Source organism: Variovorax sp. V213, from assembly GCF_041154455.1.
Classification (GTDB): Bacteria; Pseudomonadota; Gammaproteobacteria; order Burkholderiales; family Burkholderiaceae_C; genus Variovorax.
Genome location: NZ_AP028664.1, coordinates 3533523 through 3560329 on the forward strand (window position 1 = coordinate 3533523; position 26807 = coordinate 3560329).

At 65.2% G+C, this 26807-nt stretch carries 23 protein-coding genes and 1 other RNA gene; 17 read left to right on the forward strand and 7 right to left on the reverse strand.

Features of this window, described 5'->3' with window-relative positions; all coding sequences use genetic code 11:
• Window positions 1-21 precede the first annotated feature (21 nt).
• The 7 genes from ACAM55_RS16845 to ompA form a co-directional block, all read right to left on the reverse strand.
• Complete coding sequence (locus ACAM55_RS16845; RefSeq protein WP_369652645.1) at window positions 22-756, reverse strand: pseudouridine synthase; 735 nt, start codon at window positions 754-756, stop codon at window positions 22-24.
• Window positions 757-810: 54 nt separating this feature from the next.
• Entirely contained in the window at window positions 811-2547 is a 1737-nt protein-coding gene (ggt, locus tag ACAM55_RS16850) for a gamma-glutamyltransferase (RefSeq protein ID WP_369652646.1), read from the reverse strand.
• Between the two features lie 47 nt (window positions 2548-2594).
• Entirely contained in the window at window positions 2595-4298 is a 1704-nt protein-coding gene (locus tag ACAM55_RS16855; RefSeq protein WP_369652647.1) for a methyltransferase regulatory domain-containing protein, read from the reverse strand.
• Window positions 4299-4339: 41 nt separating this feature from the next.
• Window positions 4340-4724, reverse strand: a transfer-messenger RNA (tmRNA) gene (ssrA, locus tag ACAM55_RS16860).
• 12 nt (window positions 4725-4736) lie between these two features.
• Window positions 4737-5405, reverse strand: coding sequence for an HAD family hydrolase (locus ACAM55_RS16865; RefSeq protein ID WP_369652648.1), 669 nt, complete (start codon window positions 5403-5405; stop codon window positions 4737-4739).
• Entirely contained in the window at window positions 5402-6133 is a 732-nt protein-coding gene (gene ubiG, locus ACAM55_RS16870; RefSeq protein WP_369652649.1) for a bifunctional 2-polyprenyl-6-hydroxyphenol methylase/3-demethylubiquinol 3-O-methyltransferase UbiG, read from the reverse strand. Before ubiG ends, ACAM55_RS16865 begins: the two co-directional genes overlap by 4 nt.
• A 126-nt stretch (window positions 6134-6259) precedes the next feature.
• The gene (gene ompA, locus ACAM55_RS16875; protein WP_369652650.1) at window positions 6260-6916 is read right to left on the reverse strand and encodes an outer membrane protein OmpA; all 657 of its coding nucleotides are present in this window, start codon (window positions 6914-6916) and stop codon (window positions 6260-6262) included.
• Between the two features lie 225 nt (window positions 6917-7141).
• Between ompA and gyrA the strand changes: the two genes are divergently transcribed.
• The 17 genes from gyrA to ACAM55_RS16960 all read left to right on the forward strand — a co-directional run bounded on the left by gyrA (window position 7142) and on the right by ACAM55_RS16960 (window position 26788).
• On the forward strand, window positions 7142-9787 hold the full coding sequence (gene gyrA / locus ACAM55_RS16880) for a DNA gyrase subunit A (protein WP_369652651.1): 2646 nt from the start codon (window positions 7142-7144) through the stop codon (window positions 9785-9787).
• The gene (locus tag ACAM55_RS16885) at window positions 9784-10374 is read left to right on the forward strand and encodes a DUF2059 domain-containing protein (protein WP_093018375.1); all 591 of its coding nucleotides are present in this window, start codon (window positions 9784-9786) and stop codon (window positions 10372-10374) included. The genes gyrA and ACAM55_RS16885 overlap by 4 nt, the downstream gene beginning before the upstream one ends.
• Window positions 10375-10441: 67 nt before the next feature.
• Complete coding sequence (serC, locus tag ACAM55_RS16890; protein WP_369656417.1) at window positions 10442-11509, forward strand: 3-phosphoserine/phosphohydroxythreonine transaminase; 1068 nt, start codon at window positions 10442-10444, stop codon at window positions 11507-11509.
• A 24-nt stretch (window positions 11510-11533) separates the two neighbouring features.
• Window positions 11534-12655, forward strand: a complete 1122-nt coding sequence (pheA, locus tag ACAM55_RS16895) for a prephenate dehydratase (protein WP_145741799.1) — start codon at window positions 11534-11536, stop codon at window positions 12653-12655.
• A 14-nt stretch (window positions 12656-12669) separates the two neighbouring features.
• Window positions 12670-13551 (forward strand): prephenate dehydrogenase, encoded by an 882-nt coding sequence (locus ACAM55_RS16900; protein WP_369652652.1) that lies wholly within the window; start codon window positions 12670-12672, stop codon window positions 13549-13551.
• Between the two features lies 1 nt (window position 13552).
• On the forward strand, window positions 13553-15649 hold the full coding sequence (locus ACAM55_RS16905) for a bifunctional 3-phosphoshikimate 1-carboxyvinyltransferase/cytidylate kinase (RefSeq protein ID WP_369652653.1): 2097 nt from the start codon (window positions 13553-13555) through the stop codon (window positions 15647-15649).
• A gap of 194 nt (window positions 15650-15843) precedes the next feature.
• Complete coding sequence (gene rpsA / locus ACAM55_RS16910; protein ID WP_055799200.1) at window positions 15844-17532, forward strand: 30S ribosomal protein S1; 1689 nt, start codon at window positions 15844-15846, stop codon at window positions 17530-17532.
• Window positions 17533-17604: 72 nt separating this feature from the next.
• Window positions 17605-17931, forward strand: coding sequence for an integration host factor subunit beta (locus ACAM55_RS16915; RefSeq protein ID WP_019654766.1), 327 nt, complete (start codon window positions 17605-17607; stop codon window positions 17929-17931).
• Between the two features lie 49 nt (window positions 17932-17980).
• Window positions 17981-18325 carry a lipopolysaccharide assembly LapA domain-containing protein gene (locus ACAM55_RS16920; RefSeq protein ID WP_369652654.1) on the forward strand — a complete coding sequence of 115 codons (345 nt, stop codon included), beginning with the start codon at window positions 17981-17983 and terminating at the stop codon, window positions 18323-18325.
• A complete protein-coding gene (gene lapB / locus ACAM55_RS16925) occupies window positions 18315-19493 on the forward strand; it encodes a lipopolysaccharide assembly protein LapB (RefSeq protein ID WP_369652655.1) in 1179 nt (392 codons plus the stop codon). Before ACAM55_RS16920 ends, lapB begins: the two co-directional genes overlap by 11 nt.
• Before the next feature lie 147 nt (window positions 19494-19640).
• Window positions 19641-20003, forward strand: coding sequence for a ComEA family DNA-binding protein (locus tag ACAM55_RS16930; protein ID WP_369652656.1), 363 nt, complete (start codon window positions 19641-19643; stop codon window positions 20001-20003).
• Between the two features lie 219 nt (window positions 20004-20222).
• Window positions 20223-21191 (forward strand): TRAP transporter substrate-binding protein, encoded by a 969-nt coding sequence (locus ACAM55_RS16935; RefSeq protein WP_369652657.1) that lies wholly within the window; start codon window positions 20223-20225, stop codon window positions 21189-21191.
• A 17-nt stretch (window positions 21192-21208) separates the two neighbouring features.
• A complete protein-coding gene (locus tag ACAM55_RS16940; protein ID WP_369652658.1) occupies window positions 21209-21718 on the forward strand; it encodes a TRAP transporter small permease in 510 nt (169 codons plus the stop codon).
• A complete protein-coding gene (locus ACAM55_RS16945) occupies window positions 21711-23012 on the forward strand; it encodes a TRAP transporter large permease (RefSeq protein ID WP_369652659.1) in 1302 nt (433 codons plus the stop codon). The genes ACAM55_RS16940 and ACAM55_RS16945 overlap by 8 nt, the downstream gene beginning before the upstream one ends.
• Window positions 23013-23043: 31 nt before the next feature.
• The gene (gene crcB, locus ACAM55_RS16950; protein WP_369652660.1) at window positions 23044-23421 is read left to right on the forward strand and encodes a fluoride efflux transporter CrcB; all 378 of its coding nucleotides are present in this window, start codon (window positions 23044-23046) and stop codon (window positions 23419-23421) included.
• Between the two features lie 74 nt (window positions 23422-23495).
• Complete coding sequence (locus ACAM55_RS16955; protein WP_369652661.1) at window positions 23496-26438, forward strand: monovalent cation/H+ antiporter subunit A; 2943 nt, start codon at window positions 23496-23498, stop codon at window positions 26436-26438.
• Window positions 26438-26788 carry a Na+/H+ antiporter subunit C gene (locus ACAM55_RS16960; protein ID WP_369652662.1) on the forward strand — a complete coding sequence of 117 codons (351 nt, stop codon included), beginning with the start codon at window positions 26438-26440 and terminating at the stop codon, window positions 26786-26788. Before ACAM55_RS16955 ends, ACAM55_RS16960 begins: the two co-directional genes overlap by 1 nt.
• Window positions 26789-26807 lie beyond the last annotated feature (19 nt).

Consider the following 26807-nt stretch of genomic DNA (forward strand, 5'->3'; position numbering starts at 1 on the left):
ACCGCCGGGTTCCCGGTGGTCTTATCCCGGTGTTTTTTCACGCAGCGCCACCACTTGTTCGGCGTCGAGCCAGCGCCATTGGCCGGGCGCAAGGTATGTGGGCAGGGCCAGCTGGCCGATGCGCGAGCGGTGCAACCCCTCGACCCGGTTGCCGACCGCGGCCAGCATGCGCTTGACCTGGTGGTATTTGCCCTCGGTGAGGGTCAGCCGCAGGTGCAGCGGGCTGTCCGATTCGCAGGCGGCCGCGCGCACCGGCTTCGGATCGTCGTCGAGCACCACGCCGGCCAGCAGCTTGGCGATCTGCGCATCGTCCACCGGATGCTTGGCCGTGACCTCGTAGACCTTGGGCACGTGGTGCTTGGGGGAACCCATCCGGTGGATGAACTGGCCGTCGTCGGTCAGCAACAGCAGCCCGGTCGTGTCCTGGTCGAGCCGACCGATGGCCTGCACGCCCTGCACCGCACCCTTGTTGGGCCGCAGCCGCAGCGGGGACGGCAGCAGGGTGTAGATGCTCGGATAGGTCGAGGGCTTTTGGGAGCACTCGGTACCCGCGGGCTTGTGCAGCATCAGGTAGGCCTTCTCGTGGTACGCCCACTCGGTGCCCTGGACCGTGAAAAAGAGGCCTTCGGGATCGAGGTCGGCAAAGGGGTCGTTCACGACCTTGCCCGCGATGGTCACGAGGCCCTGCTGGATCAGCCCCGCGCACACGCGCCGCGTGCCGAAGCCCTGGGAATAAAGAATGTCTTGCAGATGCATGGAAATGAAAAAGGCGGCCGCGCCCAAGTGGCACGACCGCCCGAGTTTGAAGGATCAGTATCCGGCGGCCAGGCCGGTGTTGCGGCGGGGGTCGTTCGCGCCGTAGAAGCGGTTGGCGCCGACCGGCTTGCCGCCCAAGGACGGCGCGCCGACGATGATTGCCGCAAGGTGGTTGGCCGGCTGCGGCACACCCAGGTTGTGGCCCATGTCGGTCAGGATCTTGCGGGTGTCGGGGCTCAGCGCAAAGGTCTCGACGTTGGTGACATCAGGCAGCCATTGCTGGTGGAAGCGCGGCGCATCGACGGCTTCCTGCACGTTCATGCCGTAGTCGACCACGTTCAGGATGGTGTGCAGCACCGCCGTGATGATGCGGCTGCCGCCGGGCGTGCCGACCACGAACACCGGCTTGCCGTCCTTCGACACGATGGTCGGGCTCATTGAGCTCAGCGGGCGCTTGCCCGGGGCGATGGCGTTGGCCTCGCCCTGCACCAGGCCGTACATGTTGGGCACGCCGATCTTGGCGGTGAAGTCGTCCATCTCGTTGTTCAGCAGCACGCCGGTCTTGTCGGCCGTGACTTTGGCGCCGAACCAGTCGTTGAGCGTGTAGGTGACCGAGACCGCATTGCCTTGTTGGTCGGTGATCGAGTAGTGGGTGGTGTTGCTGCCTTCGTGCGGCGCGACGCCGGGCTTGATGTCCTTGGAGACGCCGGCTTTCTTGGGATCGATCGCGGCGCGGATCTTTTCGGCATAGCCCTTGTCGAGGAGGCGGTCGAGCGGGTTCTTCACGAAGTCCGGGTCGCCCAGGTAGCTGTTGCGGTCTACGTAAGCGTGGCGCATGGCCTCGATCTGGTAGTGCACGGACTCGGCCGAGCGGAAGCCCAGGTCCTTGAGCGGATAGCCCTCGAGGATGTTGAGCATCTCGCAGATGATCACGCCGCCCGAACTCGGCGGCGGCGCCGACACCACGCGATAGCCGCGGTAGTCGCATTCGACCGGCGCCAGTTCGCGCGTCTTGTATTGGTCGAGATCGGCCTGGGTGATGATGCCCTTGCCGGCCTGGCTCGACGCGACGATGGCCTGCCCGACCCAGCCCTTGTAGAAGCCGTCGACACCCTTGGCGCTGACGGCGCGCAGCGTCTTGGCGAGATCTTTCTGCACCAGCTTCTGGCCGACCGCGAACGGCTCTCCCTTGTTCAGGAAGATCGCGCCGGAGACCGGATCCTTCTTGAAATCGTTGGTGGAGGTGCGCAGCATGTCGATGTCGCCCTGCTCCAGCGTAAAGCCCTTCTCGGCCAGCTGGATCGAGGGAGCGATGAGGTCGGCGCGCTTCATGGTGCCGTACTTCTCGCGCGCGTATTCCATGCCCGACACGGAGCCGGGCACCCCCACGGCCAGGTGTCCGTTGGTGCTCAGGCCCTTGATGACGTTGCCGTCTTTGTCGAGGTACATGTTGGCCGTCGCGGCCAGGGGGGCCTTCTCGCGGAAGTCGAGAAAAGTCTTGCGGCCATCGGCCAGTTGCACGGTCATGAAGCCGCCGCCGCCGAGGTTGCCCGCCGCCGGGTACACCACTGCCAGCGCATAGCCCACGGCCACCGCCGCATCGACCGCGTTGCCGCCGCGCTTGAGCACGTCGACACCGACCTTGGTGGCCAGGTGCTGCGCACTCACGACCATGCCGTGCTCGGCCGCAACCGGTGCCTGCGAGGCGGCGTTGGAAGCGCTTGCGCCCGCCAGTACGAGTGCCGCCGCCACCGCGGCGCGCAATGTTGGAGTCCAGTGGAGTTGCTGCATGGAGAAAGTCCCTCGTTGAGTTGGATGGTGGGAGGCGATGGATCGGGTCATGCGACCAGCAATGCCCGGCGCCGCAAGTCGTTCAAGCCAATCGCCACTTGTTTCAGCGCGAATTCCTTCAACGCTGAAGTTTCGGCGAGCGGCTTGTCCTCGTGGACGAAGCGCAAGCGATCGGCACGCACCTCGTCCACCAGATGGTCGGCCAGCATCTCGTGCGAATGCGCGCCATCGAGCAGCGGCAACAGGCAACGCTCGAGCGCGGTGAGCCCCACGGAATCGTGCCATTGGTTGCAGACACTGGCCGAGTTTCCGGCCGACAACGCAAGGCCGGATGCCGTTCGCACCGACGGCAGGGCGCGCGGCCGCGCCGATATCTCGGCGGCGACCTGCACCGGCGCGCGCCGGATGCGCACGGCGCCGAGGATGAGCAGCTCTTCGAGCATCGACAGCACGAGCGGCTCGACCGAAGTGCGCGGCTCACCCGTGGCAGCCACCACCGCCGCGACCAGCGCCGCGACCGACGTGCTGGCCGGATAGCGGGAGTCGAGCACCTGTGCCAAGGCCTTGTGCACCGGCAGGCGCAGCGTCACCGTGAGATTGCGCAGCGCCTTGCACGGCTGCTCGCGCGCATCGAGCGTCAACGCGCCACCGTCCGCCGCAGTGAACACACCGGCGAATTCAAGGCCGTGAATGCGGGCATGGTCGAGCCGGTAGCGGATGTCGCCGCCGCGGCCCTGCTTCACCAGCAGCGTCTGCCGAAAGGTGCGATTGACCAGAAAGTCGAGATACTGCTCCATCAGGACCTGGCTGCCGCCGCACTCCCGCAGCAGCGGTTCGCGGACCTTTTCGCCGTAGTTCTGCACGAACATGGTCGAGGGCTCCGCATCTGCCAGGTAGGCCAGGCCCTTGGCCTCGGCGCGCGCCGCAAACTCCTTGAAATAGCAAGGTGCGTTGCAGGGCTCGAGGAATTCGTGCAGCAGGTAATAACTGCTGGCACCGCGCACGATCGGCATCGTTTCTTCGAGCGTTTTCTTGAGAACGCTGTCGGAACGCGCCGACTGCTCCAGAAATTCGAGCATGCCGCGCGCATAGGACAGCTGTTCTTCCGGCGTGTCGCGCGGACCGCCGCGCAGGATCATTGCGTCGCGCACGATCTCCCTCGCCTTCCAGCCCGGGTACACGTTGTAGCTGACATAGGCGACGCCGTCGGGCGCAAGGTTCTCGGAGCAGATGCGGAGAATCGCATCCTGCACCGGGCCGGGCACCCAGCTGTAGACCCCGTGGCAGACGATGTAGTCGAACCGGCCGAACGATGCATCGACCTCCGCGAGGTCGAATACCCGCAGTTCCACGTTCGGCAGCTCCGCGCGGGAGATGGCTCCAACGCCCTGTTCCACCTGCACCTTCGACAAGTCGAGGCCCAAAGCGCTGGCCCCCGGGTGGCGCGCGGCAAACGGGATCAAGTTGCCGCCAGCCGCACAGCCAAGCTCCAGCACCCTCGCCCGAGCCGGCGCCGGGGTCTGGAGACCGAACAGGAACGCAGTGGCTTCCAGATGCTCGACAGCCGTTTGCGGGAACGGGTGCGATTCATAGGGCACCGCGTCGTAGTAGCTCGTGAGCGTCGAAGTCAGTGAATCGGGCACGGCGTCCTTTTTTTTGGCGGATCGAAGCGGCCCGCCAAGCGCCTTGCGAGGAGGCGCAACGGTTGTGGCGTGACAGCGCCCGCTGACTATAGCCGTGCGTCCGGGCAAAAAAAAGCCAACCTGCCACAGGTTGGCTTTTTTGTGATGAATGGTGGAGCTGGGGGGATTTGAACCCCCGTCCGCAAGCCTTCTTCGCGCAGTTCTACATGTTTAGTGATCTGATTTGAGTCTCGCTTCCGGAGTCGCGCAGTCACACGCTAAACCGGACGCCAGCACCCTATTTTCTCGCCCCGACCCAAGGTACCCGGATCGGAGCCAGCCCATGTAATTATCCTTGCAGCCGGGAGGTCGGGATTGCTCCAGACCCCCTTGCCCAGCCCATCGGCCAACTGTTGCAAGGCTCACTGGCAATTAAGCAGCGAGTGCGAAACGTTCGTCGTTTGCAGTTAGTTTGTTTGAATCTGTTTTACGAGCGCATTCAGCTCGACATGCCCCGCTGCGATTCCGAACCCACGTCGAAACCAGTGCAGCCCCAAGCCAACCATTTTAGGCCTTATTTAGCAATTGCAAGAGCTCCAGGGGCGTAGCGATCGAGGCATCTGCGTTCCAGAGCGTCACATCGGCCTGCGGACCCATGTAGCCATAGGTAGCCGCGATGGTTCGCATGCCCGCGGCACGGCCGGCGATGATGTCGCGTTCGTCGTCTCCCACGTAGATGCACGCGCTGGACGGCACCCCCATCCGCCGCGCCGCTTCGTGCAAGGGCTCGGGGTGCGGCTTGGAATACGGCGTCGTATCGCCGCTCACGATAGCCTGCGCGCTGCTGAAAAGCGGAATGGCACGTGTCAACGGATCGGTGAAGCGCGCCGACTTGTTGGTGACCACACCCCAGGCCAGCCCACGTGCGCAGATGGCGTCGATCAGCGCCTGTACCCCGTCGAACACGTGCGTATTGAGCAGCATGCGGTTTTCATAGGCCACGAAGAATTCTTCGCGCAGTACGGGGAACTCCGGTGCATCGGGCGTGATGCCGAACGCCACGCCGAGCATGCCCCGTGCGCCAGCCCCGGCCATGAACCGATAGCGCTCCAGCGGATACGACTCGAGACCGCGATCGGTACGCATCTTGTCGGCTGCGGCGCCGAGATCGGGTGCGCTGTCGATCAGCGTGCCGTCCAGATCGAACAGCACGGCTTTTACTGCTTCGGCCGTCACGCTTGCGAACCCGTCGTCAAGGCCGGCTTCTGCGTGGCGAACATGTAGTTGACGCTGGTGTCGGCGCTGAGCCAGTAGCGGCGAGTCAACGGGTTGTGCTCCATCCCCCGCGTGTGCCGCAAGTCGAGGCCCGCTGCGCGGCAGTGGGCCGCCAGCTCGCTGGGTCGGATCAGTTTTGCGTATTCGTGGGTGCCGCGGGGAAGCATGCCCAAAACGTATTCGGCACCGACGATGGCCAGCATGAACGACTTGAGGCTGCGGTTGATGGTGGAGAAGAAGACCCAGCCCCCCGGCTTCACCAGCGTTGCACAAGCCTGGACGATGGAAGCGGGCTCGGGCACGTGCTCGAGCATTTCCATGCAGGTCACGACGTCGAAACTGCGAGGCTGCTCCGCGGCGAGTGCCTCGGCACTGATTTCGCGGTATTTGACGCCGCTGGTGCCGGCTTCGAGCGCGTGCAACCGCGCCACCTTGAGCGCCTTGCTCGCCAGATCGATGCCGAGCACCTCGGCGCCTTTTCGGGCCATCGAATCGGCGAGGATGCCTCCGCCGCAGCCGATATCGAGCACCTTGCGCTCCGATAAGGGCGCAATACCGTCAATCCATTCCAGCCGGAGCGGATTGATTTCATGGAGCGGACGGAATTCACTGTCCAAATCCCACCAGCGATGGGCGAGTTCCGAAAACTTGGCCAGTTCCGCCGGATCGGCATTCACGTTATCTGTCATGCCACGATTATGAAACGGAGAATACGCTGATGAACGGCCTCGGGCATTCGTCTCGCCCCTGGAAGCAATTCGACAGGCATAAAAAAACCCCGCCGAAGCGGGGTTTTTTTTAGCGATTCAATCGAATCACTTGTTGGCGCGGGTGCCGACCACTTCGATTTCCACGCGGCGGTTCTTGGCGCGGCCTTCCTTGGTCTTGTTGTCAGCCACAGGCTGCTTCTCGCCCTTGCCTTCGGTGTAGACGCGGTTGCGTTCGATGCCCTTCGAGACCAAGAAGGCCTTGACGGCTTCGGCGCGGCGCACCGACAGACGCTGGTTGTAGGCGTCCGAACCGATCGAGTCGGTGTGGCCCACGGCGATGATCACTTCGAGGTTGACGTCACGGATCTTCGAGACCAGGTCGGTCAGCTTTGCGCGACCTTCGGGCTTCAGAACCGACTTGTCGAAGTCGAAGAATGCATCAGCAGCGAAGGTCACCTTCGAAGCGGCGACTTGCGGTGCAGGCGCGGGAGCGGCCGGTGCGCCCGGAGCGGGAATCACTGCAGGCGGAGCTGCTGCAACCAGAGCGCCGTCGCAACCGGCGGCGGCAGTAGCCGGCGTCCAGTTGGCATCGCGCCAGCACAGTTCGTTCGTGCCATTCTTCCAAACCAGTTCGCCGGTGCCGTTTTGCCAGTTGTCGATCGTAGGACCGCCATTCGCAGCGGTGACACGGGTCTGCGCGCCGGCGGCAGTGGCGAGCGCAGCGACTGCAAACATCATCGCCACTTTATTCAGTTTCTTCATGGTTCTCCTCTTGGGGAAAAAGCCGCAGCCGCGCTGCGAATCAAGGACGCTTTAAGTGACCACCACCCAAAACGTTGAGGCGATTGTGCCATAGGGTCTTTGGCAAACAGGCCGCTGGACGGCCCGGAAGCGTAGGACGGAGGCGGAATAGCCGCCTTGTGTTGCGGCGGTGCGACACCCCTCACAGCGTAAAATTTCGCCTTCCTGCCGCCAGCCTCTCGCTCAATGACCTCCTTCGCCAAAGAAACCCTGCCCATCAGTCTCGAAGAGGAAATGCGCAGCAGCTATCTCGATTACGCCATGAGCGTGATCGTTGGCCGGGCGCTTCCCGATGCGCGCGATGGCCTCAAGCCCGTGCACCGGCGCGTGCTGTACGCCATGCACGAGCTCAACAACGACTGGAACCGGGCGTACAAGAAGTCCGCCCGTATCGTGGGCGACGTGATCGGTAAGTACCACCCGCACGGCGACCAATCCGTGTACGACACCATCGTGCGGCTCGCGCAGGACTTTTCCATGCGCCATATGCTGGTCGACGGCCAGGGCAACTTCGGGTCGGTCGACGGGGACAACGCGGCCGCAATGCGGTATACGGAAATCCGGCTCGCCAAAATTGCGCACGAAATGCTGGGCGATATCGACAAGGAAACTGTCGATTTCCAAGACAATTACGACGGCTCGGAAAAAGAACCCAAGGTTTTGCCGAGCAAACTGCCCAATTTGCTGGTGAATGGCTCCGGCGGTATTGCGGTTGGCATGGCGACCAATATTCCACCGCACAATCTCAATGAGGTGGTGGACGCCTGCCTGCACTTGCTGCGCAATCCACAGGCTTCCATCGACGAACTGATGGAAATCGTGCCGGCGCCCGACTTCCCCACCGCCGGCATCATTTACGGCATCAATGGCGTGAGGGACGGCTACCGCACCGGCCGCGGCAAGGTCGTGATGCGAGCCAAGTGCCACTTCGAGGACATCGACCGCGGCCAGCGCCAGGCGATCATCGTCGACGAGCTCCCCTACCAGGTCAACAAGAAGACGCTGCAGGAGCGCATGGCCGAGCTGGTGCACGAGAAGAAGATCGAAGGCATCAGCCACATCCAGGACGAATCCGACAAGTCGGGCATGCGCCTGGTGATCGAGCTCAAGCGCGGCGAAGTGCCCGAGGTGGTGCTCAACAACCTCTACAAGCAGACGCAGCTGCAAGACACCTTCGGCATCAACATGGTGGCGCTGGTCGACGGCCAGCCCAAGCTGTGCAACCTGAAGGACCTGATCGAGGTCTTCCTGCAGCACCGCCGCGAAGTGGTCACGCGCCGCACCGTCTTCACCCTGCGCAAGGCCCGCGAACGCGGCCACGTGCTCGAAGGCCTGGCAGTGGCGCTGGCCAACATCGACGAATTCATCTCCATCATCCGCAACGCCCCGACGCCGCCGGTCGCCAAGGCCGAACTGATGACCCGCAGCTGGGACAGCAAGCTGGTGCGCGAAATGCTCACGCGTTCACGCGCCGACGGCGGCGTGGTCAACGCCGACGACTACCGCCCCGAGGGCCTGGAACGCGAGTTCGGCATGGGTTCGGACGGCCTCTATCGCCTGTCGGAAACCCAGGCGCAGGAAATCCTGCAGATGCGCCTGCAGCGCCTGACCGGCCTCGAGCAGGACAAGATCGTTGCCGAGTACAAGGAAGTCATGGCAGAGATCGACGACCTGCTCGACATCCTCGCCAAGCCCGAACGGGTCTCGGTCATCATCGGCGACGAACTCGGCACCATCAAGCAGGAATTCGGCCAGAGCAAGCTCGGCGCACGCCGCAGCCTGGTCGAGCACAGCGCCTACGATCTCTCCACCGAAGACCTGATCACCCCGACCGACATGGTGGTCACGCTCTCGCACAGCGGCTACATCAAGAGCCAGCCGCTCCACGAATACCGGGCGCAAAAACGCGGCGGGCGCGGCAAGCAGGCCACGGTCACCAAGGAAGACGACTGGATCGACCAGCTCTTCATTGCCAACACGCACGACTACATCCTGTGCTTCTCCAACCGCGGCCGGCTCTACTGGCTCAAGGTGTGGGAAGTGCCGGCGGGTTCGCGCGGATCGCGCGGCCGTCCGATCGTCAACATGTTCCCGCTGCAGGAAGGCGAGAAGATCAACGTCGCGCTCGCCCTGACCGGCGAGAAGCGCAACTTTCCGGCCGACCAGTATGTGTTCATGGCAACCTCCATGGGCACGGTCAAGAAGACCACGCTCGACGAATTCAACAATCCGCGCAAGGGCGGCATCATCGCGGTGAACCTCGATGAGGGCGACTACCTCATCGGCGCCGCCCTCACCGACGGCAAGCACGATGTGATGCTGTTCAGCGACGGCGGCAAGGCGGTGCGTTTCGACGAAGAAGACGTGCGTCCACTGGGCCGCAACGCGCGCGGCGTGCGCGGCATGTCGCTCGACCCGGGGCAAGGCGTGATCGCCATGCTGGTGGCCGAGGACGAGCAGCAAAGCGTGCTCACCGCCACCGAAAATGGTTACGGAAAGCGCACAAGCATTACCGAGTACACCCGTCATGGCCGCGGAACCAAAGGCATGATTGCGATTCAACAGAGCGAGCGCAACGGCAAAGTCGTTGCCGCCACCCTCGTGCATGCGGACGATGAGATCATGCTCATCACCGACAAGGGCGTGCTTGTGCGCACCCGGGTTGCCGAGATTCGCGAACTGGGTCGCGCGACGCAAGGCGTCACGCTGATCGGGCTCGACGAAGGCGCCAAACTCAGCGGGCTACAACGAATCGTCGAAAACGACGCCAACGGCGAGACCGAGCCGGGCGCAGACGATACTTCCACATCTTCAACGGAGAACCCTCAGTGAAAAAATTCAAGCTCGCACTTCTGACTGTCGCCCTGGCTGGCAGCTCGATGGCCGCCATGGCGCAGGACAAAGCCGCGCTTATCAAGCAGTTCGTGGACGTGCAACGCCCCGGCATCGAATCCCTGGCTCGCGGCCTGGTCGAGCAATCGAGCGCGCCCATCGCGCAGGCCGGTTCGCAGTACCTGCAAACGCAAGTGCCCGAAGCCAAGCGCGAGTCAGCTGCCAAGGCCGCCGACGCCGAACTGAAGAAGTACTTCGACGAGGCCTACCCGATCGTGCGCGACAAGGCCGTGCAGCTGGCACCGGGCGCCCTCACCCCGCTGCTCGAGCAGAACTTCAGCGAAGAAGAGCTCAAGCAACTGCTGGCCTGGATCAACTCGCCGCTCAGCAAGAAGTATCAGGACCTCAATCCGAAGATGCAGACCGCGCTGACCGAAAAGCTCGTGACCGAAACGCGCGGAACCATCGAACCCAAGATGCGCGCGCTGGACGAAAACGTGGCCAAGGCGCTGGGCGCTCCGACCGGCGGCTCGCAGCAAGGCGCCGCTCCCGCCAAGGCCCCGGCCAAGGCTCCCGCCAAGAAGTGACGTGACACAGCAGCAGCCCAAGCCCGCCGGCACGCGACCGTACAACTTTTCCGCTGGTCCGGCCGCCATGCCGGAGGCGGTGCTGCAACGCGCCGCCTCCGAAATGCTCGACTGGCAAGGCAGCGGAATGAGCGTGATGGAAATGAGCCATCGCGGCAAGGAATTCGGCGCCATCTGTACCCAGGCCGAAGCCGATATCCGCACGCTGCTGGCTGTGCCCGAGAATTTCCACATCCTCTTCATGCAGGGTGGCGGGCTCGGCGAGAACGCCATCGTGCCGATGAACCTGTCGCGCGGCAAATCCGCCGACTTCGTCATCACCGGCAGCTGGAGCATCAAGTCGCAAAAGGAAGCGCAGCGCTACTGCACGGCGAACATCGCCGCCAGCAACGCCGGCGACCATCACACCCGGCTTCCCGACCCGTCGACCTGGCAACTGACCGAGGATGCCTCGTACGTGCACCTGTGCACCAACGAGACCATCAATGGCATCGAGTTTCATCAACTGCCCGACCTGGCGGCTCTCGGCAGCAATGCGCCGCTGGTCATCGACTTTTCGTCGCACGTGGCCTCGCGCACCATCGATTGGCGCCGCGTCGGCCTGGCATTCGGCGGGGCGCAGAAGAACCTCGGACCGGCCGGTCTCACGCTCGTGATCGTGCGCGACGACCTGCTCGGCCATGCGCTCGAGATCTGCCCCAGCGCTTTCAACTACAAGATCGTTGCCGACAACAAGTCCATGTACAACACCCCGCCGACCTGGGGCATCTACATGGCGGGGCTCACGTTCCAATGGCTGCTGCAGCAGAGCGAAGGCACGCTCACGGGCGTGGCCGCGATGGAACAGCGCAACATCGCCAAGGCGAAGCTGCTGTACGACTTCATTGATGGCTCTTCGTTCTACGTCAACAAGATCGACCCGGGCTGCCGCTCGCGCATGAACGTGCCGTTCTTCCTCTGCGACGAGAGCCGGAACGACGCCTTCCTGGCCGGCGCACGAGAGGCCGGGCTGCTGCAGCTCAAGGGCCACAAGTCGGTCGGAGGCATGCGCGCGAGCATCTACAACGCCATGCCGATGGAAGGCGTACGGGCACTTGTGAGCTACATGCGAGAATTCGAGCGATCGCATGCCTAGGCGCATGCCCTGTTGCTCGCACCGATGACCGCCTCCGCTCCAACTCCGCCCTCCTCCCCCGACAACTCCGAGAGCCTTGCCGGTCTGCGCGTGCAGATCGATTCGCTCGACCAGCAACTGCTCAGCCTGCTCAATGAGCGGGCCCACGTGGCGGAGCTGGTCGGCGAGGTCAAGAAGCGCGAAGGTACGCCGTATTTCCGCCCCGACCGCGTGGCCCAAGTCATCGAGAAGATGCAAAAGAGCAATGCAGGCCCGCTCAAGGACCTGCACGTGGCGGCCATCTGGCGCGAGATCATGTCCGCCTGCCTGGCGCTCGAATCGCCCCAGCGCGTCGCCGTGCTGGGCCCCGAGGGCACCTTCTGCGAACAGGCCGCCATCGAATACTTCGGCGGCGCCGCCGACCTGATCTACTGCGCCAGCTTCGACGAGGTGTTTCACGCCACGGCCGCCGGCAGCGCCCAGTACGGCGTGGTCGGCGTCGAAAACTCGACCGAAGGCGTGGTCACGCGTTCGCTCGACCTGTTCCTGCATTCGCCCACTCACGTGGTCGGCGAAGTCAGCCTGCTGGTGCGCCACCATCTGCTGCGCAGCAGCAACACGCTCGAGGGGATCGAGGCGGTGCTGGCCCACCCCCAGGCGCTGGCCCAGTGCCAGACCTGGCTTTCGAAGCACCTGCCCAACGCCGAGCGGCGCGCCGTTTCCAGCAACGCCGAAGGCGCACGGCTCGCGGCCACCAACCCGGCATGGGCCGCGCTGGCCGGCGAACGCGCCGCCACCCGATTCGGCCTGCACATCGTTGCGCACGCCATCCAGGACGACTCCTACAACCGCACCCGCTTCTCGGTCATCTGCCTGCCCCAGACGCTGGCCATGCCGCCGGCATCCGGGCGCGATTGCACGAGCCTGATCGTCTCCGTGCCCAATCGCCCCGGCGCCGTGCACGACCTGCTGGTGCCCCTGAAGGTCAACAACGTATCCATGACCCGCTTCGAGTCGCGGCCCGCGCGCACCGGCCAGTGGGAGTACTACTTCTACATCGACCTGGACGGCCATCCCTCGCAGCCCAACGTGGCTGCGGCCCTGGCCGAGCTCCGCGGCCTCTGCGCGTTCTACAAGGTGCTTGGCGCCTACCCCGTCAAAGCCTGAGCCGGACAACCACCATGTTCGAGCAATTGGGATTGATCGGCTGCGGCCTCATGGGCGGCTCCTTTGCGCTTGCGCTCAAGCGCGCAAAACTCGTGAAGCGCGTGGTCGGCTACAGCAAGTCGCCCTCCACCACGGAGCGGGCGCGCCAGCTCGGCGTGATCGATGTGGTGGCGCCTTCCGCGCTGCTGGCGGTCTCGGGCTCCGATCTGGTGCTGCTGGCGGTTCCGGTGGCGGCCTCGGAAGCCACCTTCAAGGCCATTCGCCACGGCATTTCGAACGACACGCTGGTGATGGACGTGGGTTCGACAAAGGGCGACGTGATCGAAGCCGCACGCCACGGCCTGCAGAACCAGTTCGCCAGCTTCGTTCCGGCCCATCCGATCGCAGGCAAGGAGGTGTCGGGCATCGAGCACGCCGAGGCGTCGCTCTACGCCGGCCGCAAGGTCGTGCTGACGCCCGTCAAGGCCACGCTGCGCTCCAACGTGCAGCGGGCCTCGCAAGTGTGGAGCGGCATTGGCGCCCACGTGGTCACCATGACGCACGAGGAGCACGACAGCGCCTTCGCGGCCGTGAGCCACCTGCCGCACCTGCTGGCCTTCGCCTACATCAACGCCCTTGTCGCGCAGCCGCAGGGCGACCGCTTCCTGGGCCTCGCAGGGCCAGGCTTTCGCGATTTTTCCCGCATTGCAGCCAGCGACCCGGTGATGTGGCGCGACGTGCTGCTTGCCAATCGCGAGCAGGTGCTGCTGCAATCGCAGGCCTTTCGCAAGGCGCTGCTGGAACTCGAGGCCCTGATGGCCGCCACCGACGCGCAGGCGCTGGAGCATGCGATTGCGGCCGCCAGCAAGGTCCGCGCCGCGTGGCAGCCCAACACCGACGCCTCGCAGGACGCCTGACATGTTCTCGACAGCCTTCCTGGACCTTCCCCCTCTCGCGGCGGCTTCGGGCACCGTGCGGCTGCCCGGCTCCAAGAGCATCTCGAACCGCGTGCTGCTGCTGGCGGCGCTGGCGAGCGGCACCACCACCATTCACGATCTGCTCGATTCGGACGACACCCGCGTGATGCTCGACGCGCTGCGCGCGCTCGGCTGCGGCATCGAACCGGCGGGCAATACCCTGCGCATCACTGGCATCTGTGGCCAACTGAAGTCCAACGCGCCGTTGCTGCCGCTGTTTCTCGGCAATGCCGGCACCGCGATGCGTCCGTTGACCGCCGCCCTGTCGCTGCTCGGCGGCGAATTCGAGCTGAGCGGCGTGCCGCGCATGCACGAGCGGCCGATCGGCGATCTGGTCGACGCGCTGACCCAGCTCGGCTGCCACATCGACTATCTGGGCAATCCCGGCTACCCCCCGCTGCGCATCCGCCCGGCCGATCACGGCACGCTGGCGTTCGATGCACCCATCCGCGTGCGCGGCGACGTGTCGAGCCAGTTCTTGACGGCCTTGCTGCTGGCGCTGCCGCTCGCCGCGAGGAGTGCGGCCCCCACGCTCGGCACTGGCGTGTCCTGGCTGCCCCCCGAGGGGGCCGCCCCGCCCCAGGGCGGCCTCGCGGCGGGGCGCGACATCGTGATCGAGGTGGTCGGCGAGCTCATCTCCAAGCCCTACATCGAGATCACGCTGAACCTGCTGGCACGCTTCGGCATCACCGTGCGGCGCGATGGCTGGGAGCGCTTCACCATTCCAGCCGGCAGCAGCTACAGCACGCCAGGCGACATCCATGTCGAGGCCGACGCCTCCTCTGCGAGTTATTTCATCGCGCTGGGCGCCATCGCAACGGGTATCGCCGGCCAGGACGGCGTTCGCATCGAGGGCGTCGGCGCGGATTCGATCCAGGGCGACATCCGCTTCATCGACGCGGCGCAGCAAATGGGCGCGCGGGTCGACAGCGGGCCGAACTGGCTCGAAGTGCGTCGCGGCGCCTGGCCGCTCAAGGCCATCGACCTCGACGCCAACCACATCCCCGATGCCGCGATGACGCTGGCCGTCATGGCGCTGTATGCCGACGGCGCGAGCACACTGCGCAACATCGCCAGCTGGCGCGTCAAGGAAACCGACCGCATCGACGCCATGGCCAACGAGTTGCGAAAACTCGGCGCCACCGTCGAGTCCGGCCCCGATTTCATCCGGGTGCATCCGCTCGCGGTGGCCGACTGGCGGCCGGCCAGCATCCGCACCTACGACGACCACCGCGTGGCGATGTGTTTTTCGCTCGCGGCATTCAATCCGGCCCGGGTGCCGGTGCGCATTCTCGAGCCCCACTGCGTCGCCAAGACCTTTCCGGACTACTTCGAAACCCTGTTCTCGGTGGCCGAGGCTGTCGAAGTCCCGGTGATCTGCATCGACGGCCCCACCGCTTCGGGCAAGGGCACGCTCGCAGCCGAAGTGGCCCGCCTGCTCGGTTACCACTACCTCGATTCGGGGTCGCTCTACCGCGTGACCGGCTTGGCCATGAGGCGCGCCGGGCTCAGCGCCGACCCGCAGCACGAGGCGCAGATTGCCACCCTGGCAGCGTCCCTGCCCCTGCACTTCACCGAGGGCAAGGTTCTGCTGGCCGGTGAAGACGTGAGCGACGATATCCGCACCGAAGCCGCCGGCATGGACGCCTCCCGCGTCTCCACGCTGCCCGCGGTGCGCGCGGCGCTGCTGGCGCTGCAGCAGCGCTTTCGGCAGCTTCCGGGACTGGTGGCCGACGGCCGCGACATGGGCACCGTGATCTTCCCCGATGCGGCGCTCAAGGTCTTCCTCACGGCCAGCGCTGCCCAGAGGGCAGAACGCCGGCATAAGCAGTTGATTTCAAAGGGTATTTCGACTACACTTGACAGTCTTCGCTCCGACTTGGAAGCGCGCGACGCCAGGGACTCGTCCCGCAGCGTCGCTCCCCTCAAGCCGGCGCAGGATGCCCGCCACCTCGACAACTCCCAGCTGTCCATCGAGCAATCGATCGACCAGGTGTTGAGCTGGTGGCAGGAAGTGCAGCCGTTCAAGTCCGCTTGAACGGCTCGCGCCCACCGGATTCCGGGGTGGCGCATACCGCTCCAGCAGGCTCCTCTCGCGCGACAGCGCACTGGCTTGCTGGTTGTTCAACCAACCGGGCATCAGCCCACAAAACCGCCGTCTCCAGACCCACAGCAGCCGCACGCAATTTCGCAAGAGCGCCTGCCAACCCTGCCTGACGGAAGGAACCATAAATGTCTGAATCTTTTGCCGACCTATTCGAAGAGTCCCTGAAGCGTTCCGAAATGCGCACCGGCGAGGTCATCACGGCCGAAGTCGTGCGTGTCGAACACAACCACGTCGTCGTCAACGCCGGCCTCAAGTCCGAAGCGTACGTGCCGATCGAGGAGTTCAAGAACGACAAGGGCGAACTCGAAGTCCAGGCCGGCGACTTCGTTTCCGTTGCCATCGGCAGCGTTGAAAACGGCTACGGCGACACCATCCTCTCGCGCGACACCGCCAAGCGTCTGGCTTCGTGGCTCGCGCTCGAGAAGGCACTGGAATCCGGCGACTTCGTCACCGGCACCACCAGCGGCAAGGTCAAGGGCGGCCTCACCGTGCTCGTCAACGGCATCCGCGCGTTCCTGCCGGGTTCGCTGATCGATACGCGTCCGATCAAGGATCTGACGCCGTACGAAAACAAGACCATGGAATTCAAGGTCATCAAGCTCGACCGCAAGCGCAACAACGTCGTGTTGTCGCGCCGTGCCGTGGTCGAAGCCAGCATGGGCGAAGAGCGCGCCAAGCTGATGGAGACCCTGAAGGAAGGCGCAGTCGTGCGCGGCGTCGTCAAGAACATCACCGAATACGGTGCGTTCGTCGACCTCGGCGGCATCGATGGCCTGCTGCACATCACCGACATGGCATGGCGCCGTGTCCGCCACCCGAGCGAAGTCGTTCAGGCCGGCCAGGAAATCACCGCCAAGATCCTCAAGTTCGACACCGAAAAGAACCGTGTTTCGCTGGGTCTCAAGCAAATGGGCGACGACCCGTGGATGGGCGTTTCGCGCCGCTACCCGCAATCGACCCGCCTGTTCGGCAAGGTCACGAACATTGCCGACTACGGCGCGTTCGTCGAACTCGAACCCGGCATCGAAGGCCTGGTGCACGTCTCCGAAATGGACTGGACCAACAAGAACATCGCTCCGAACAAGATCGTCTCGCTAGGCGATGAAGTCGAAGTCATGGTCCTCGAAATCGACGAAGACAAGCGCCGCATCAGCCTGGGCATGAAGCAGTGCAAGGCCAACCCGTGGCAAGAGTTCGCGCAAAACACCAAGCGCGGCGACCGCGTCAAGGGCCCGATCAAGTCGATCACCGACTTCGGCGTGTTCGTGGGCCTGGCTGCCGGAATCGACGGCCTGGTGCACCTCTCGGACCTCTCGTGGAACGAAGCCGGCGAAACCGCCGTTCGCAACTACAAGAAGGGCCAGGAAGTCGAAGCGATCGTGCTGGCCGTGGACGTCGACCGCGAGCGCATCAGCCTCGGCATCAAGCAGCTCGACAGCGACCCGTTCACCACCTTCACCACGGTGAACGACAAGGGCCAGATCGTGACCGGCAAGGTCAAGACCGTGGACGCCCGCGGCGCTGAAATCGACCTCGGCGAAGACATCATCGGCTACCTGCGCGCCAGCGAAATCTCCCGCGACCGCGTGGAAGATGCACGCAACGTGCTGAAGGAAGGCGACGAAGTCACCGCCATCGTCGTGAACGTGGATCGCAAGACCCGCAACATCCAGCTGTCGATCAAGCAGAAGGACATGGTCGACGAACAAGGCGCCATGGCCAACCTGAGCCAGCAGTCGGCACGCGAAAACGCGGGCACGACCAGCCTGGGCGCCCTGCTGCGCGCCAAGCTGGACAACAACGACAGCAAGTAAGCTGCGTCCGAAGACAGAGCAGGCCCTGGGGCCGCTCTGTCTTTTTTTTTCGTCCACGTTTTTGTTTGGCCTATGACCCGCTCTGACCTCGTCGAAGAACTTGCAGCGCGCTTTGCGCAGTTGACGCACCGCGATGCCGAATACGCCGTCAAGACCATCCTCGACGCGATGAGCGACGCGCTGGTGCGCGGGCACCGCATCGAGATCCGCGGTTTCGGCAGCTTCTCGGTCAACCGGCGTCCGCCGCGCATCGGCCGCAATCCGCGTTCGGGCGAAAGCGTTCAGATTCCCGAAAAACGGGTGCCGCACTTCAAGCCGGGCAAGGCGCTGCGCGAAGCCGTCGACGCCAAGACCGCCGAGCTGGACGCAGGCAAGGAAGCCAAGGGCCGCAAGGCCTGATCCGCATGGATGATGCAAACGTAGAATGCTCCCGGCAACGGGAACGGCTATGAAATACCTCCTGTGGCTGCTCAAGGCAGCCATTTTTTTTACGCTTTTTGCTTTCGCGCTGAACAACCAGCACGACGCGACCGTCTATTTCTTCTTTGGCACCCACTGGCGCGCGCCGCTGGTGCTGGTGGTGCTCGCAGCCTTTGCGGGCGGCCTCGTCGTGGGTGCGCTCGGCATGCTGCCGGGATGGTGGAAGCACCGCGCCGCCGCGGCGGCCCAAGCGCCTTCCGCACCCCACCAACAAGTCCCGGCCACGACCGGATCACCGGCCTCATCGGCGCCCGCACCGGCACCGTCCATCTCCGCCACCGACCTACCCGCCGTACGCCAACATGGACTTTGATCCCAGCTGGCTGCTGATCAGCCTGCCCGTCGCCTTTGTCCTGGGCTGGCTCGCCTCGCGCTTCGACATCCGCCAGCTCAAGCTCGAAAACAGGCAAGCCCCCAAGGCCTATTTCCGCGGCCTCAACTTCTTGCTCAACGAGCAGCAGGACCAGGCCATCGATGCCTTCATCGAGGCCGTGCAGAACGATCCCGACACGCAGGAACTGCACTTCGCCCTCGGCAACCTGTTTCGCCGGCGCGGCGAATACCAGCGTGCAGTGCGCGTGCACGAACATCTGCTGGGCCGCGGCGATCTGAGCCGCAGCGACCGGGAGCGCGCCCAGCACGCGCTGGCGCAGGATTTCCTGCGCGCCGGTCTGCTCGACCGAGCCGAAGCCGCCCTGCAAAAGCTCGAGGGCACGCGCTACGAAAACGAGGCGCGGCTTTCGCTGCTGGCCATCTACGAGCGTTCGCGCGAATGGACCCAGGCCGCCGACGTGGCGCAGAAACTCGATGAGTCCGACCAGGCGAGCTACAGCACGCGCCGGGCCCATCACCTGTGCGAACAGGCGGCCGAACAGGTGGCAGCCGGCGACCTGGCCGCGGCCAACCGGCTGCTCTCGGAAGCCGTGGCACTGGCCCCGCAGGCGCCGCGCCCTGCCATCGACTCGGCCACGCTGCAGTTGCGCAATGGCGAGCCCGCCACGGCCTTCGAAACCCTCGTCGCGTTGAGCAATACCGCTCCCCTCGCGTTGCCGCTGTATGCGGCAGCGCTGCAGCAGGCCGCGGTCGCTGCGCACCGCGAAGGCGAGGCGCTGCAGCTGCTGCAGCGCCGCTATGCCGAATCGCCGTCCATCGACGTGCTCGAGGCGCTGATGGCGCTCGGAGGCTCGCCCGCCCATGCAACGGCCGCCGCAGAGGGCCTGCCGCTCGCCCCGCGCGACGGCTACATCGCGCATCTTGCGCAACAGCCTTCGCTGGTGGCCGCTTCGCGCTGGCTGGCCAGCGAGCGCTTCGAACACGAGCAGTTCCATCCGCAAGTGCAGCGCGCGCTCGACCAGGCCACGCGGCCGCTGATGCGCTACCGCTGTGCGGCCTGCGGCTTCGAGGCGCACCAGTACTTCTGGCACTGCCCCGGATGCCAGGCCTGGGACAGCTACCCGCCGCGCCGCGTCGAAGAACTCTGAGCAACGTTCCGAACATGTTTCGGAACAATAGTGATCGGAGTCGTTCCGAGGCGCGATGCCGTCAACGCCTCTTTCCCTGAACTCGTTGAACGCGAGCCGGCGGCTGCGCCGGCAGACAGAAATCAACAAACTAGGGAGTTTGAAATCATGCTGAAGAAAATCCTGGCCACGCTGGCCATGCTGTTTGCGGCTGCTTCGTTCGCCGCCGTCGACGTCAACAAGGGCACCGCAGCCGATCTCGATGGCGTCAAGGGCATCGGCCCGGCCATGTCCAAGCGCATCCTCGATGCGCGCAAGTCGGGCGAGTTCAAGGACTGGCCCGACTTCATGCAACGCATCAAGGGCGTGAAAGAGAAGAAGGCCCAAAAGCTGTCGGCCGAAGGGCTCACGGTCAACGGCCAGGCCTTCAGTGGCCAAACCAGCGCACCGGCAGCAGCCAAGGCAGACAAGACCGCAAAGCCCGTCAAGGCAGCCGCCGCTGCTGCCGATACGAAGCCAGCCAAGCCCTGATCGAAAACTCACACACCAGGTGCCCAGTCCCGCATGCGCGGGGACTGACGGCTGCCCAAAGCAAAGCCGCCCTCTCTCGGGGCGGTTTTTTTTGCGTGCGCCGCATTGGAAGACCAGCCCGCAACGCAAGGCCGCGTGGCAGGGAAATGCCTCAGGAGTGGCCCGGAATTTGCACGTATGCTCGCATTCGCTTTCACTTTCATACGTTCCGGAGCGCTCATGAATCACAAGTTCGGCATTGCCCTCGCTGGCCTCACCCTCGGCGCCGCAGCCTTCGCGCAAACCAAGTGGGATCTGCCCACGGCCTACCCGGCTGGCAATTACCACACCGAGAACATCATGCAGTTCGCCAACGACGTGGAAAAGGCGTCTGCCGGCAAGCTCAAGATCACCGTTCATGCGAACGCCGCCCTGTTCAAGGCGCCCGAGATCAAGCGCGCCGTGCAGGGCGGCCAGGCCCAGATGGGCGAAATCCTGCTGGTCAACTACCAGAACGAATGGCAATTGTTCGGCGCGGACGGCATCCCTTTTCTGGCTGACAGCTACGACGCCGGATGGAAGCTCTACCAGGCGCAGAAACCGGCGCTCGAAAAGAAGCTGGCCGAGCAGGGCCTCGCGCTGCTGTACACCGTGCCTTGGCCGCCCCAGGGCATCTACGTGAAAAAGCCGATCTCTTCGGCGGCCGACCTGAAGGGCGTCAAGTGGCGCGCCTACAGCCCCGCCACCGCGCGCGTCGCCGAGCTCGTCGGCGCCCAGCCGGTCACGGTACAGCAGGCCGAGCTCTCGCAGGCCATGGCCACGGGCGTGATCGAGTCGTACATGTCGTCGGGCTCCACCGGCTACGACACCAAGACCTACGAATACATCAAGAACTTCTACGACACCCAGGCCTGGCTGCCCAAGAACGCGGTGCTCATGAACAAGAAGGCCTTCGACGCGCTCGACAAGCCCACGCAGGACGCCGTGCTCAAGGCCGGCGCCGAGGCCGAGAAGCGCGGCTGGGATCTGTCCAAGAAGAAGACCCTCGAATACCTCGACCTGCTGAAGAAGAACGGGATGACCATCCACGTGCCTTCGGACCAGCTCAAGGCCGACATGAAGAAGGTGGGGGACACCATGCTCAAGGAATGGCTTGAGAAGTCCGGCCCCGAAGGCCAGGCCGTGGTCGACGCGTACAAGAAGATGTGACGCGGCGCTGCCCACCGATGCGCAAGACACTGGATTTCCTCTACAACAGCGCCGCCGCCCTGGCGGCGCTTTTCATGGTCGGCCTGCTGGTGATGGTGCTGCTCTCCATCGTCGGGCGGCAGCTCCACTTCAACCTTCCGGGCATCGACGCCTATGCGGGCTACCTGATGGCCGGCGCCGGTTTTCTCGCGCTCGCGCACACGCTCAAGCGCGGCGAGCACATCCGCGTGACCCTGGTGCTGCAGAACCTCCCGCCCGCGGCGCAACGCTGGCTCGAACGCTGGGCCATGGGCGCGGGCGCCCTGCTCGCGTTGCTGTTCGCCTGGTACAGCGCGCGGCTGGTGTTCCAGTCCTACGACTTCCACGACATTTCCACCGGCAACGACGCCACCCCGCTTTGGCTACCGCAGCTCTCGATGGCCGTCGGTGCGCTGGTGTTCGCCATCGCGGCCTTCGACGAATTCGTGATCGAGTGGCGAGGAAGGCCGGCCAAGCCGGTCGAGACGGAGGCATTGCGCCATGAATGACATTGCCGTTGCGGGCCTGCTGATTGCCGCGCTCTTCCTGATCCTGGGCAGTGGCGTATGGATCGGCCTGACGCTCTCCGGCGTGGCATGGATCGCCATGCAGATTTTTTCGTCCCGCCCCGCGGGCGATGCCATGGCCGTGACCATCTGGGGCTCGGCCTCGGGCTGGACGCTCACCGCGCTGCCGCTGTTCATCTGGATGGGCGAGATCCTGTTCCGCACGCGACTCTCGCAGGACATGTTCAAGGGGCTCGCCCCCTGGATGCAAAGCCTGCCCGGCCGGCTGCTGCACACCAACGTGGTGGGCTGCGCGGTGTTCGCGGCGGTGTCGGGTTCGAGCGCGGCCACCTGCGCCACCATCGGCAAGATGAGCCTGCCCGAGCTCAAGCGCCGCGGCTACCCCGACGACATGGTGATCGGCACGCTGGCCGGCGCCGGCACGCTGGGTCTCCTGATCCCACCGTCGATCATCATGATCGTCTACGGAGTGAGCGCCGACGTGTCCATCGCGCGGCTGTTCATCGCGGGCGTGATCCCGGGCATCATGCTCGCGCTGCTGTTCTCGGGCTACATCGTGTTCTGGGCGCTGCGCCACCCCGACCGCATTCCGCCGGCCGATGCCAGGCTGCCCTTCGTCGAAAAACTGCGGGCCTCGCTGTCGCTGATTCCGGTCGCGGTGCTGATCCTGTCGGTGCTCGGCTCCATCTACGCGGGCATTGCCACCGCCACCGAGGCGGCCGCCGTGGGCGTGGTGGGCGCCATGATCATCTCGGCCGCGCAGGGCTCGCTCAGCTGGCACAGCTTCAAGGAAGCGCTGCTCGGCGCCACGCGGCTCTACTGCATGATGGCGCTGATCCTCGCGGGTGCGGCCTTCCTCACGCTTGCCATGGGCTACATCGGCCTGCCGCGCCACCTGGCCGAATGGATCGGTTCGCTCGGGCTCTCGAAGTTCCAGCTGATCATCATGCTCGCGGCGTTCTACATCGTGCTGGGCTGCTTCCTCGACGGCATCTCGATGGTCGTGCTCACGATGGGCGTCATCATGCCGACGGTCATCGCCGCCGGCATCGACCCGATCTGGTTCGGCATCTTCATCGTGCTGGTGGTCGAGATGGCGCAGATCACGCCGCCGGTGGGCTTCAACCTGTTCGTGCTGCAGGGCATGACCGGGAAGGATCTGCTCTACATCGCGCGTGTCACGTTGCCGATGTTCTTCCTGATGGTGGCGGCCGTGCTCATCATCTACTTCGTGCCGCAGCTGGTCACCTGGCTGCCGCAGCAGATGGCGCCTTAAACGGTACCGCGCGTGCCCCGACAATAGGCTCATGCTGCTTCCGATTCTTGCCGTCTGCATGGGCGCCTCTGTCGGCGCGCTGGCCCGCTGGGGCCTCGCGCTCTGGTTCGGCGCCGACGGCCTCATGCCCTGGGGCACGCTGGCCGCCAACCTGATCGGGGGCTACCTGATCGGCGTGGCCATTGCCGTTTTCCATCTGCTGCCCGACCTCGATCCGGTCTGGCGGCTCGCGCTGGTCACCGGCTTCCTGGGCGGGCTCACGACCTTCTCGAGTTTTTCGGCCGAGGTCGTGACCATGTTGCTCCAAGGCCGGCCGGGGGTGGCCCTGCTCACGGCAACGGCGCATCTCGGCGGTTCGCTGTTCTTCACTTGGATGGGCATACGCAGCGTGCAGGCCCTGGCCGCGTGATCGTCTGACCGCCACCAGCAGACCCGGGCTTTGAGAGGCCTCTTTCAGGGGGCCGATCGATAGAATCGACCGCAATGCCCCTGGTCTTTCTCGTCGCTCTTCCCTTCATTGCCAGCGTGCTGGCCGCGTTGATGCCGTCGAACGCGCGCAATCGGGAATCGACGCTGGCGGGACTCGTCGCGCTGGGCTGCGCGGTGCAGGCCACGTGGCTCTTTCCGCAGATCGCGCACGGCAATGTGTTGCGCCAGGAAATCGAGTGGCTGCCGGAGCTCGGCCTCAACCTCGTGTTCCGCATGGACGGCTTTGCCTGGCTGTTCTGCATGCTGGTGCTCGGCATCGGCGCGCTGGTGGTGCTGTATGCGCGCTACTACATGTCGGCCTCCGACCCGGTGCCGCGCTTCTTCTCGTTCTTTCTCGCGTTCATGGGCGCGATGGTGGGCGTGGTGCTCTCGGGCAACCTGATCCAGATGGTGCTGTTCTGGGAGTTGACCAGCCTGTTCTCGTTTCTGCTGATCGGCTACTGGCATCACCGGCGCGACGCGCGGCGCGGCGCGCGCATGGCGCTCACCGTCACCGGTGCCGGCGGGCTCTGCCTGCTGGCGGGCGTGCTGGTGCTGGGCCGCATCGCCGGCAGCTACGATCTCGACGTGGTGCTGGCTTCGGGCGACGCGATTCGCGCGCATGCGCTCTATCCCGCCGCGCTGGTGCTGATACTGCTGGGCGCCTTCACCAAGAGTGCGCAGTTCCCGTTCCACTTCTGGCTGCCGCGCGCCATGGCGGCACCGACCCCCGTCTCGGCCTACTTGCATTCGGCCACCATGGTGAAGCTCGGCGTGTTCCTGATGGCACGGCTGTGGCCGGTACTCTCGGGCACCGAGCAGTGGTTCTGGCTGGTCGGCGGCGCGGGCGCGATCACGCTGCTGCTTGGCGGCTTCGTGGCCATGTTCCAACGCGACCTCAAGGCGCTGCTGGCGTACTCGACGATCTCCCACCTCGGGCTCATCACCTTGCTGCTCGGCCTCAACAGCCCGCTGGCCGCGGTGGCGGCCGTGTTCCACATCATGAACCACGCGACCTTCAAGGCATCGCTCTTCATGGCCGCCGGCATCATCGACCACGAGAGCGGTACGCGCGACATCCGAAAGCTCAGCGGGCTGCTCCGGCTGATGCCGATCACCGGCACGCTGGCCATCATCGCCAGCGCCTCGATGGCCGGCGTGCCGCTGCTCAACGGCTTTCTTTCGAAGGAAATGTTCTTTGCCGAGACGGTGTTCATCCAGGCGACGCCCTGGGTCAACGTGAGCCTGCCGGTCATCGCCACCGTCGCGGGCATCTTCAGCGTGGCGTATTCGGCGCGTTTCGTGTTCGACGTGTTCTTCGGTCCGCCGTGCGGGCCCGACGTGCCGAGGCAGCCGCACGAGCCGCCGCACTGGATGCGCGTGCCGGTCGAACTGCTGGTGCTGGTCTGCCTGGTGGTGGGCGTGGCGCCGGCCTGGTCCATCGGCACACTGCTGGCGACGGCCGCCATGCCCGTGGTGGGCGGTGTACTGCCTGAATACAGCCTGGCCGTATGGCACGGCTTCAACCTGCCGCTGGCGATGAGCTTCGTGGCGCTGGCAGGCGGCGTGGTGCTGTACCTGTCGCAGCGCCGCCGCCGCGCGCGCGGCGGGCTCGAACGCACGCCGCTGCTGCACCGCATCGACGGCCAGGCCATCTTCGAGCACCTGCTTGCGCAACTCAGCGAAGCCGGCCGGCGCAGCCGCCGCGTGCTGGGCACCCGGCGCATGCAGGTGCAGTTGCTGCTGCTGATCGCCGTGGCGGGCTTGGGCGCCGCAGTTTCGCTCTGGACCGCACCCGCCGCGCGCGGCACCCGCGAACTGTTGCCGTTCTCGACGATGTTTGCAATGACCTGGCTCATCGGCGCCGTGTGCGCACTGGCCGCGGCGTGGCAGGCCAAGTTCCACCGGCTTGCCGCGCTGATGCTCGCTGCGGGCGCGGGGCTGGTGTGCTGCGTGACCTACATCTGGTTCTCGGCGCCCGACCTCGCGCTGACGCAGCTCGTGGTCGAGGCCGTGACCACGGTGCTGATCCTGCTGGGCCTGCGCTGGCTGCCGATGCGCAGCAAGGACGCCGTGCAGTCCGCGCGCACCCGGCTGCGCCCCTGGGGCCGGCGCGGGCGCGACCTGCTGGTGGCAGCGGCCGCCGGCAGCGGCATGGCGGCGCTGGCCTGGATGATGATGACGCGCCCGTTCCCGCAAAGCATCTCGCCGTTCTTTCTAGAGCGCGCGCTCACCGAGGGTGGCGGCACCAACGTGGTCAACGTGATGCTGGTCGACTTCCGCGCTTTCGACACCTTCGGTGAAATCACCGTGCTCGGCGTGGTGGCGCTCACGGTCTATGCGCTGCTGCGCCGCTTCCGGCCGGCCCGCGAATCGATGGCGCTGCCGGTGCAGCAACGCGCACAGGCCGACGATGGAAGCAGCGACCTGCTGAACCCGCGCCTCGCCAAGGACACGGCCGTGGGCTACCTGATGGTGCCGGCCGTGCTGGTGCGGCTGCTGCTGCCGCTCGCGGTGCTGGTGTCGGTCTACTTCTTCATGCGCGGGCACAACGCGCCGGGCGGCGGCTTCGTCGCGGGGCTGGTGATGTCGGTGGCGCTGCTGCTGCAGTTCATCGTCTCGGGCACCGAGTGGGTGGAGGAGCATCTGCGCATCTACCCGCGCCGCTGGATCGCCGTCGGCCTGCTGCTTGCGCTGGCCACCGGAAGCGGCGCGGTGGTGTTCGGCTATCCGTTCATGACCACGCACACCTTGCACCTGCACCTTCCGATCCTGGGCGAGCTGCACGTGCCGAGCGCGCTTTTCTTCGACATCGGCGTGTTCGCGCTGGTGCTCGGCGCCACCATGCTGATCCTCACCGCGCTGGCCCACCAATCCATTCGCAGCCACCGCTGGGCCGACGAGCAGCGTGAAAAGGAAGCACAGGCCCAGGCCGAGGCCGTGGAGGGAGTGCACTGATGGAAATCGTGCTCGCGCTCGCTATCGGCGTGCTCGCCGGCTCGGGTGTGTACCTGCTGCTGCGTCCCCGCACCTTCCAGGTGATCATGGGCCTCACGCTCATCTCTTACGCCGTCAACCTGTTCATCTTCAGCATGGGCCGGCTGAAACTCGACAGCGAACCCGTGCTGGTCAAGGGCTTCACCGCCACGCTGGCAAACACCGCCGACCCGATGCCGCAAGCCCTGGTGCTGACGGCCATCGTCATCGGCTTTGCGATGACCGCGCTGTTCCTCGTCGTGCTGCTGGCCTCGCGCGGCCTTGCCGGCACCGACCACGTGGACGGCGAAGAGCGGCAGGAGGCGGAGTGACTGCATTGGTCCAACTCCT

What these genes read in the sequence shown, in the direction of transcription:
- ACAM55_RS16845 (WP_369652645.1), bottom strand. Translation starts at nt 756, where the DNA reads ATGCATCTGCAAGACATTCTTTATTCCCAGGGCTTCGGCACGCGGCGC.
- ggt (WP_369652646.1), bottom strand. Translation starts at nt 2,547, where the DNA reads ATGCAGCAACTCCACTGGACTCCAACATTGCGCGCCGCGGTGGCGGCG.
- ubiG (WP_369652649.1), bottom strand. Translation starts at nt 6,133, where the DNA reads ATGACAGATAACGTGAATGCCGATCCGGCGGAACTGGCCAAGTTTTCG.
- ompA (WP_369652650.1), bottom strand. Translation starts at nt 6,916, where the DNA reads ATGAAGAAACTGAATAAAGTGGCGATGATGTTTGCAGTCGCTGCGCTC.
- gyrA (WP_369652651.1), top strand. Translation starts at nt 7,142, where the DNA reads ATGACCTCCTTCGCCAAAGAAACCCTGCCCATCAGTCTCGAAGAGGAA.
- serC (WP_369656417.1), top strand. Translation starts at nt 10,442, where the DNA reads ATGCCGGAGGCGGTGCTGCAACGCGCCGCCTCCGAAATGCTCGACTGG.
- pheA (WP_145741799.1), top strand. Translation starts at nt 11,534, where the DNA reads ATGACCGCCTCCGCTCCAACTCCGCCCTCCTCCCCCGACAACTCCGAG.
- ACAM55_RS16900 (WP_369652652.1), top strand. Translation starts at nt 12,670, where the DNA reads ATGTTCGAGCAATTGGGATTGATCGGCTGCGGCCTCATGGGCGGCTCC.
- ACAM55_RS16905 (WP_369652653.1), top strand. Translation starts at nt 13,553, where the DNA reads ATGTTCTCGACAGCCTTCCTGGACCTTCCCCCTCTCGCGGCGGCTTCG.
- rpsA (WP_055799200.1), top strand. Translation starts at nt 15,844, where the DNA reads ATGTCTGAATCTTTTGCCGACCTATTCGAAGAGTCCCTGAAGCGTTCC.
- ACAM55_RS16915 (WP_019654766.1), top strand. Translation starts at nt 17,605, where the DNA reads ATGACCCGCTCTGACCTCGTCGAAGAACTTGCAGCGCGCTTTGCGCAG.
- ACAM55_RS16920 (WP_369652654.1), top strand. Translation starts at nt 17,981, where the DNA reads ATGAAATACCTCCTGTGGCTGCTCAAGGCAGCCATTTTTTTTACGCTT.
- lapB (WP_369652655.1), top strand. Translation starts at nt 18,315, where the DNA reads ATGGACTTTGATCCCAGCTGGCTGCTGATCAGCCTGCCCGTCGCCTTT.
- ACAM55_RS16930 (WP_369652656.1), top strand. Translation starts at nt 19,641, where the DNA reads ATGCTGAAGAAAATCCTGGCCACGCTGGCCATGCTGTTTGCGGCTGCT.
- ACAM55_RS16935 (WP_369652657.1), top strand. Translation starts at nt 20,223, where the DNA reads ATGAATCACAAGTTCGGCATTGCCCTCGCTGGCCTCACCCTCGGCGCC.
- ACAM55_RS16940 (WP_369652658.1), top strand. Translation starts at nt 21,209, where the DNA reads ATGCGCAAGACACTGGATTTCCTCTACAACAGCGCCGCCGCCCTGGCG.
- ACAM55_RS16945 (WP_369652659.1), top strand. Translation starts at nt 21,711, where the DNA reads ATGAATGACATTGCCGTTGCGGGCCTGCTGATTGCCGCGCTCTTCCTG.
- crcB (WP_369652660.1), top strand. Translation starts at nt 23,044, where the DNA reads ATGCTGCTTCCGATTCTTGCCGTCTGCATGGGCGCCTCTGTCGGCGCG.
- ACAM55_RS16955 (WP_369652661.1), top strand. Translation starts at nt 23,496, where the DNA reads ATGCCCCTGGTCTTTCTCGTCGCTCTTCCCTTCATTGCCAGCGTGCTG.
- ACAM55_RS16960 (WP_369652662.1), top strand. Translation starts at nt 26,438, where the DNA reads ATGGAAATCGTGCTCGCGCTCGCTATCGGCGTGCTCGCCGGCTCGGGT.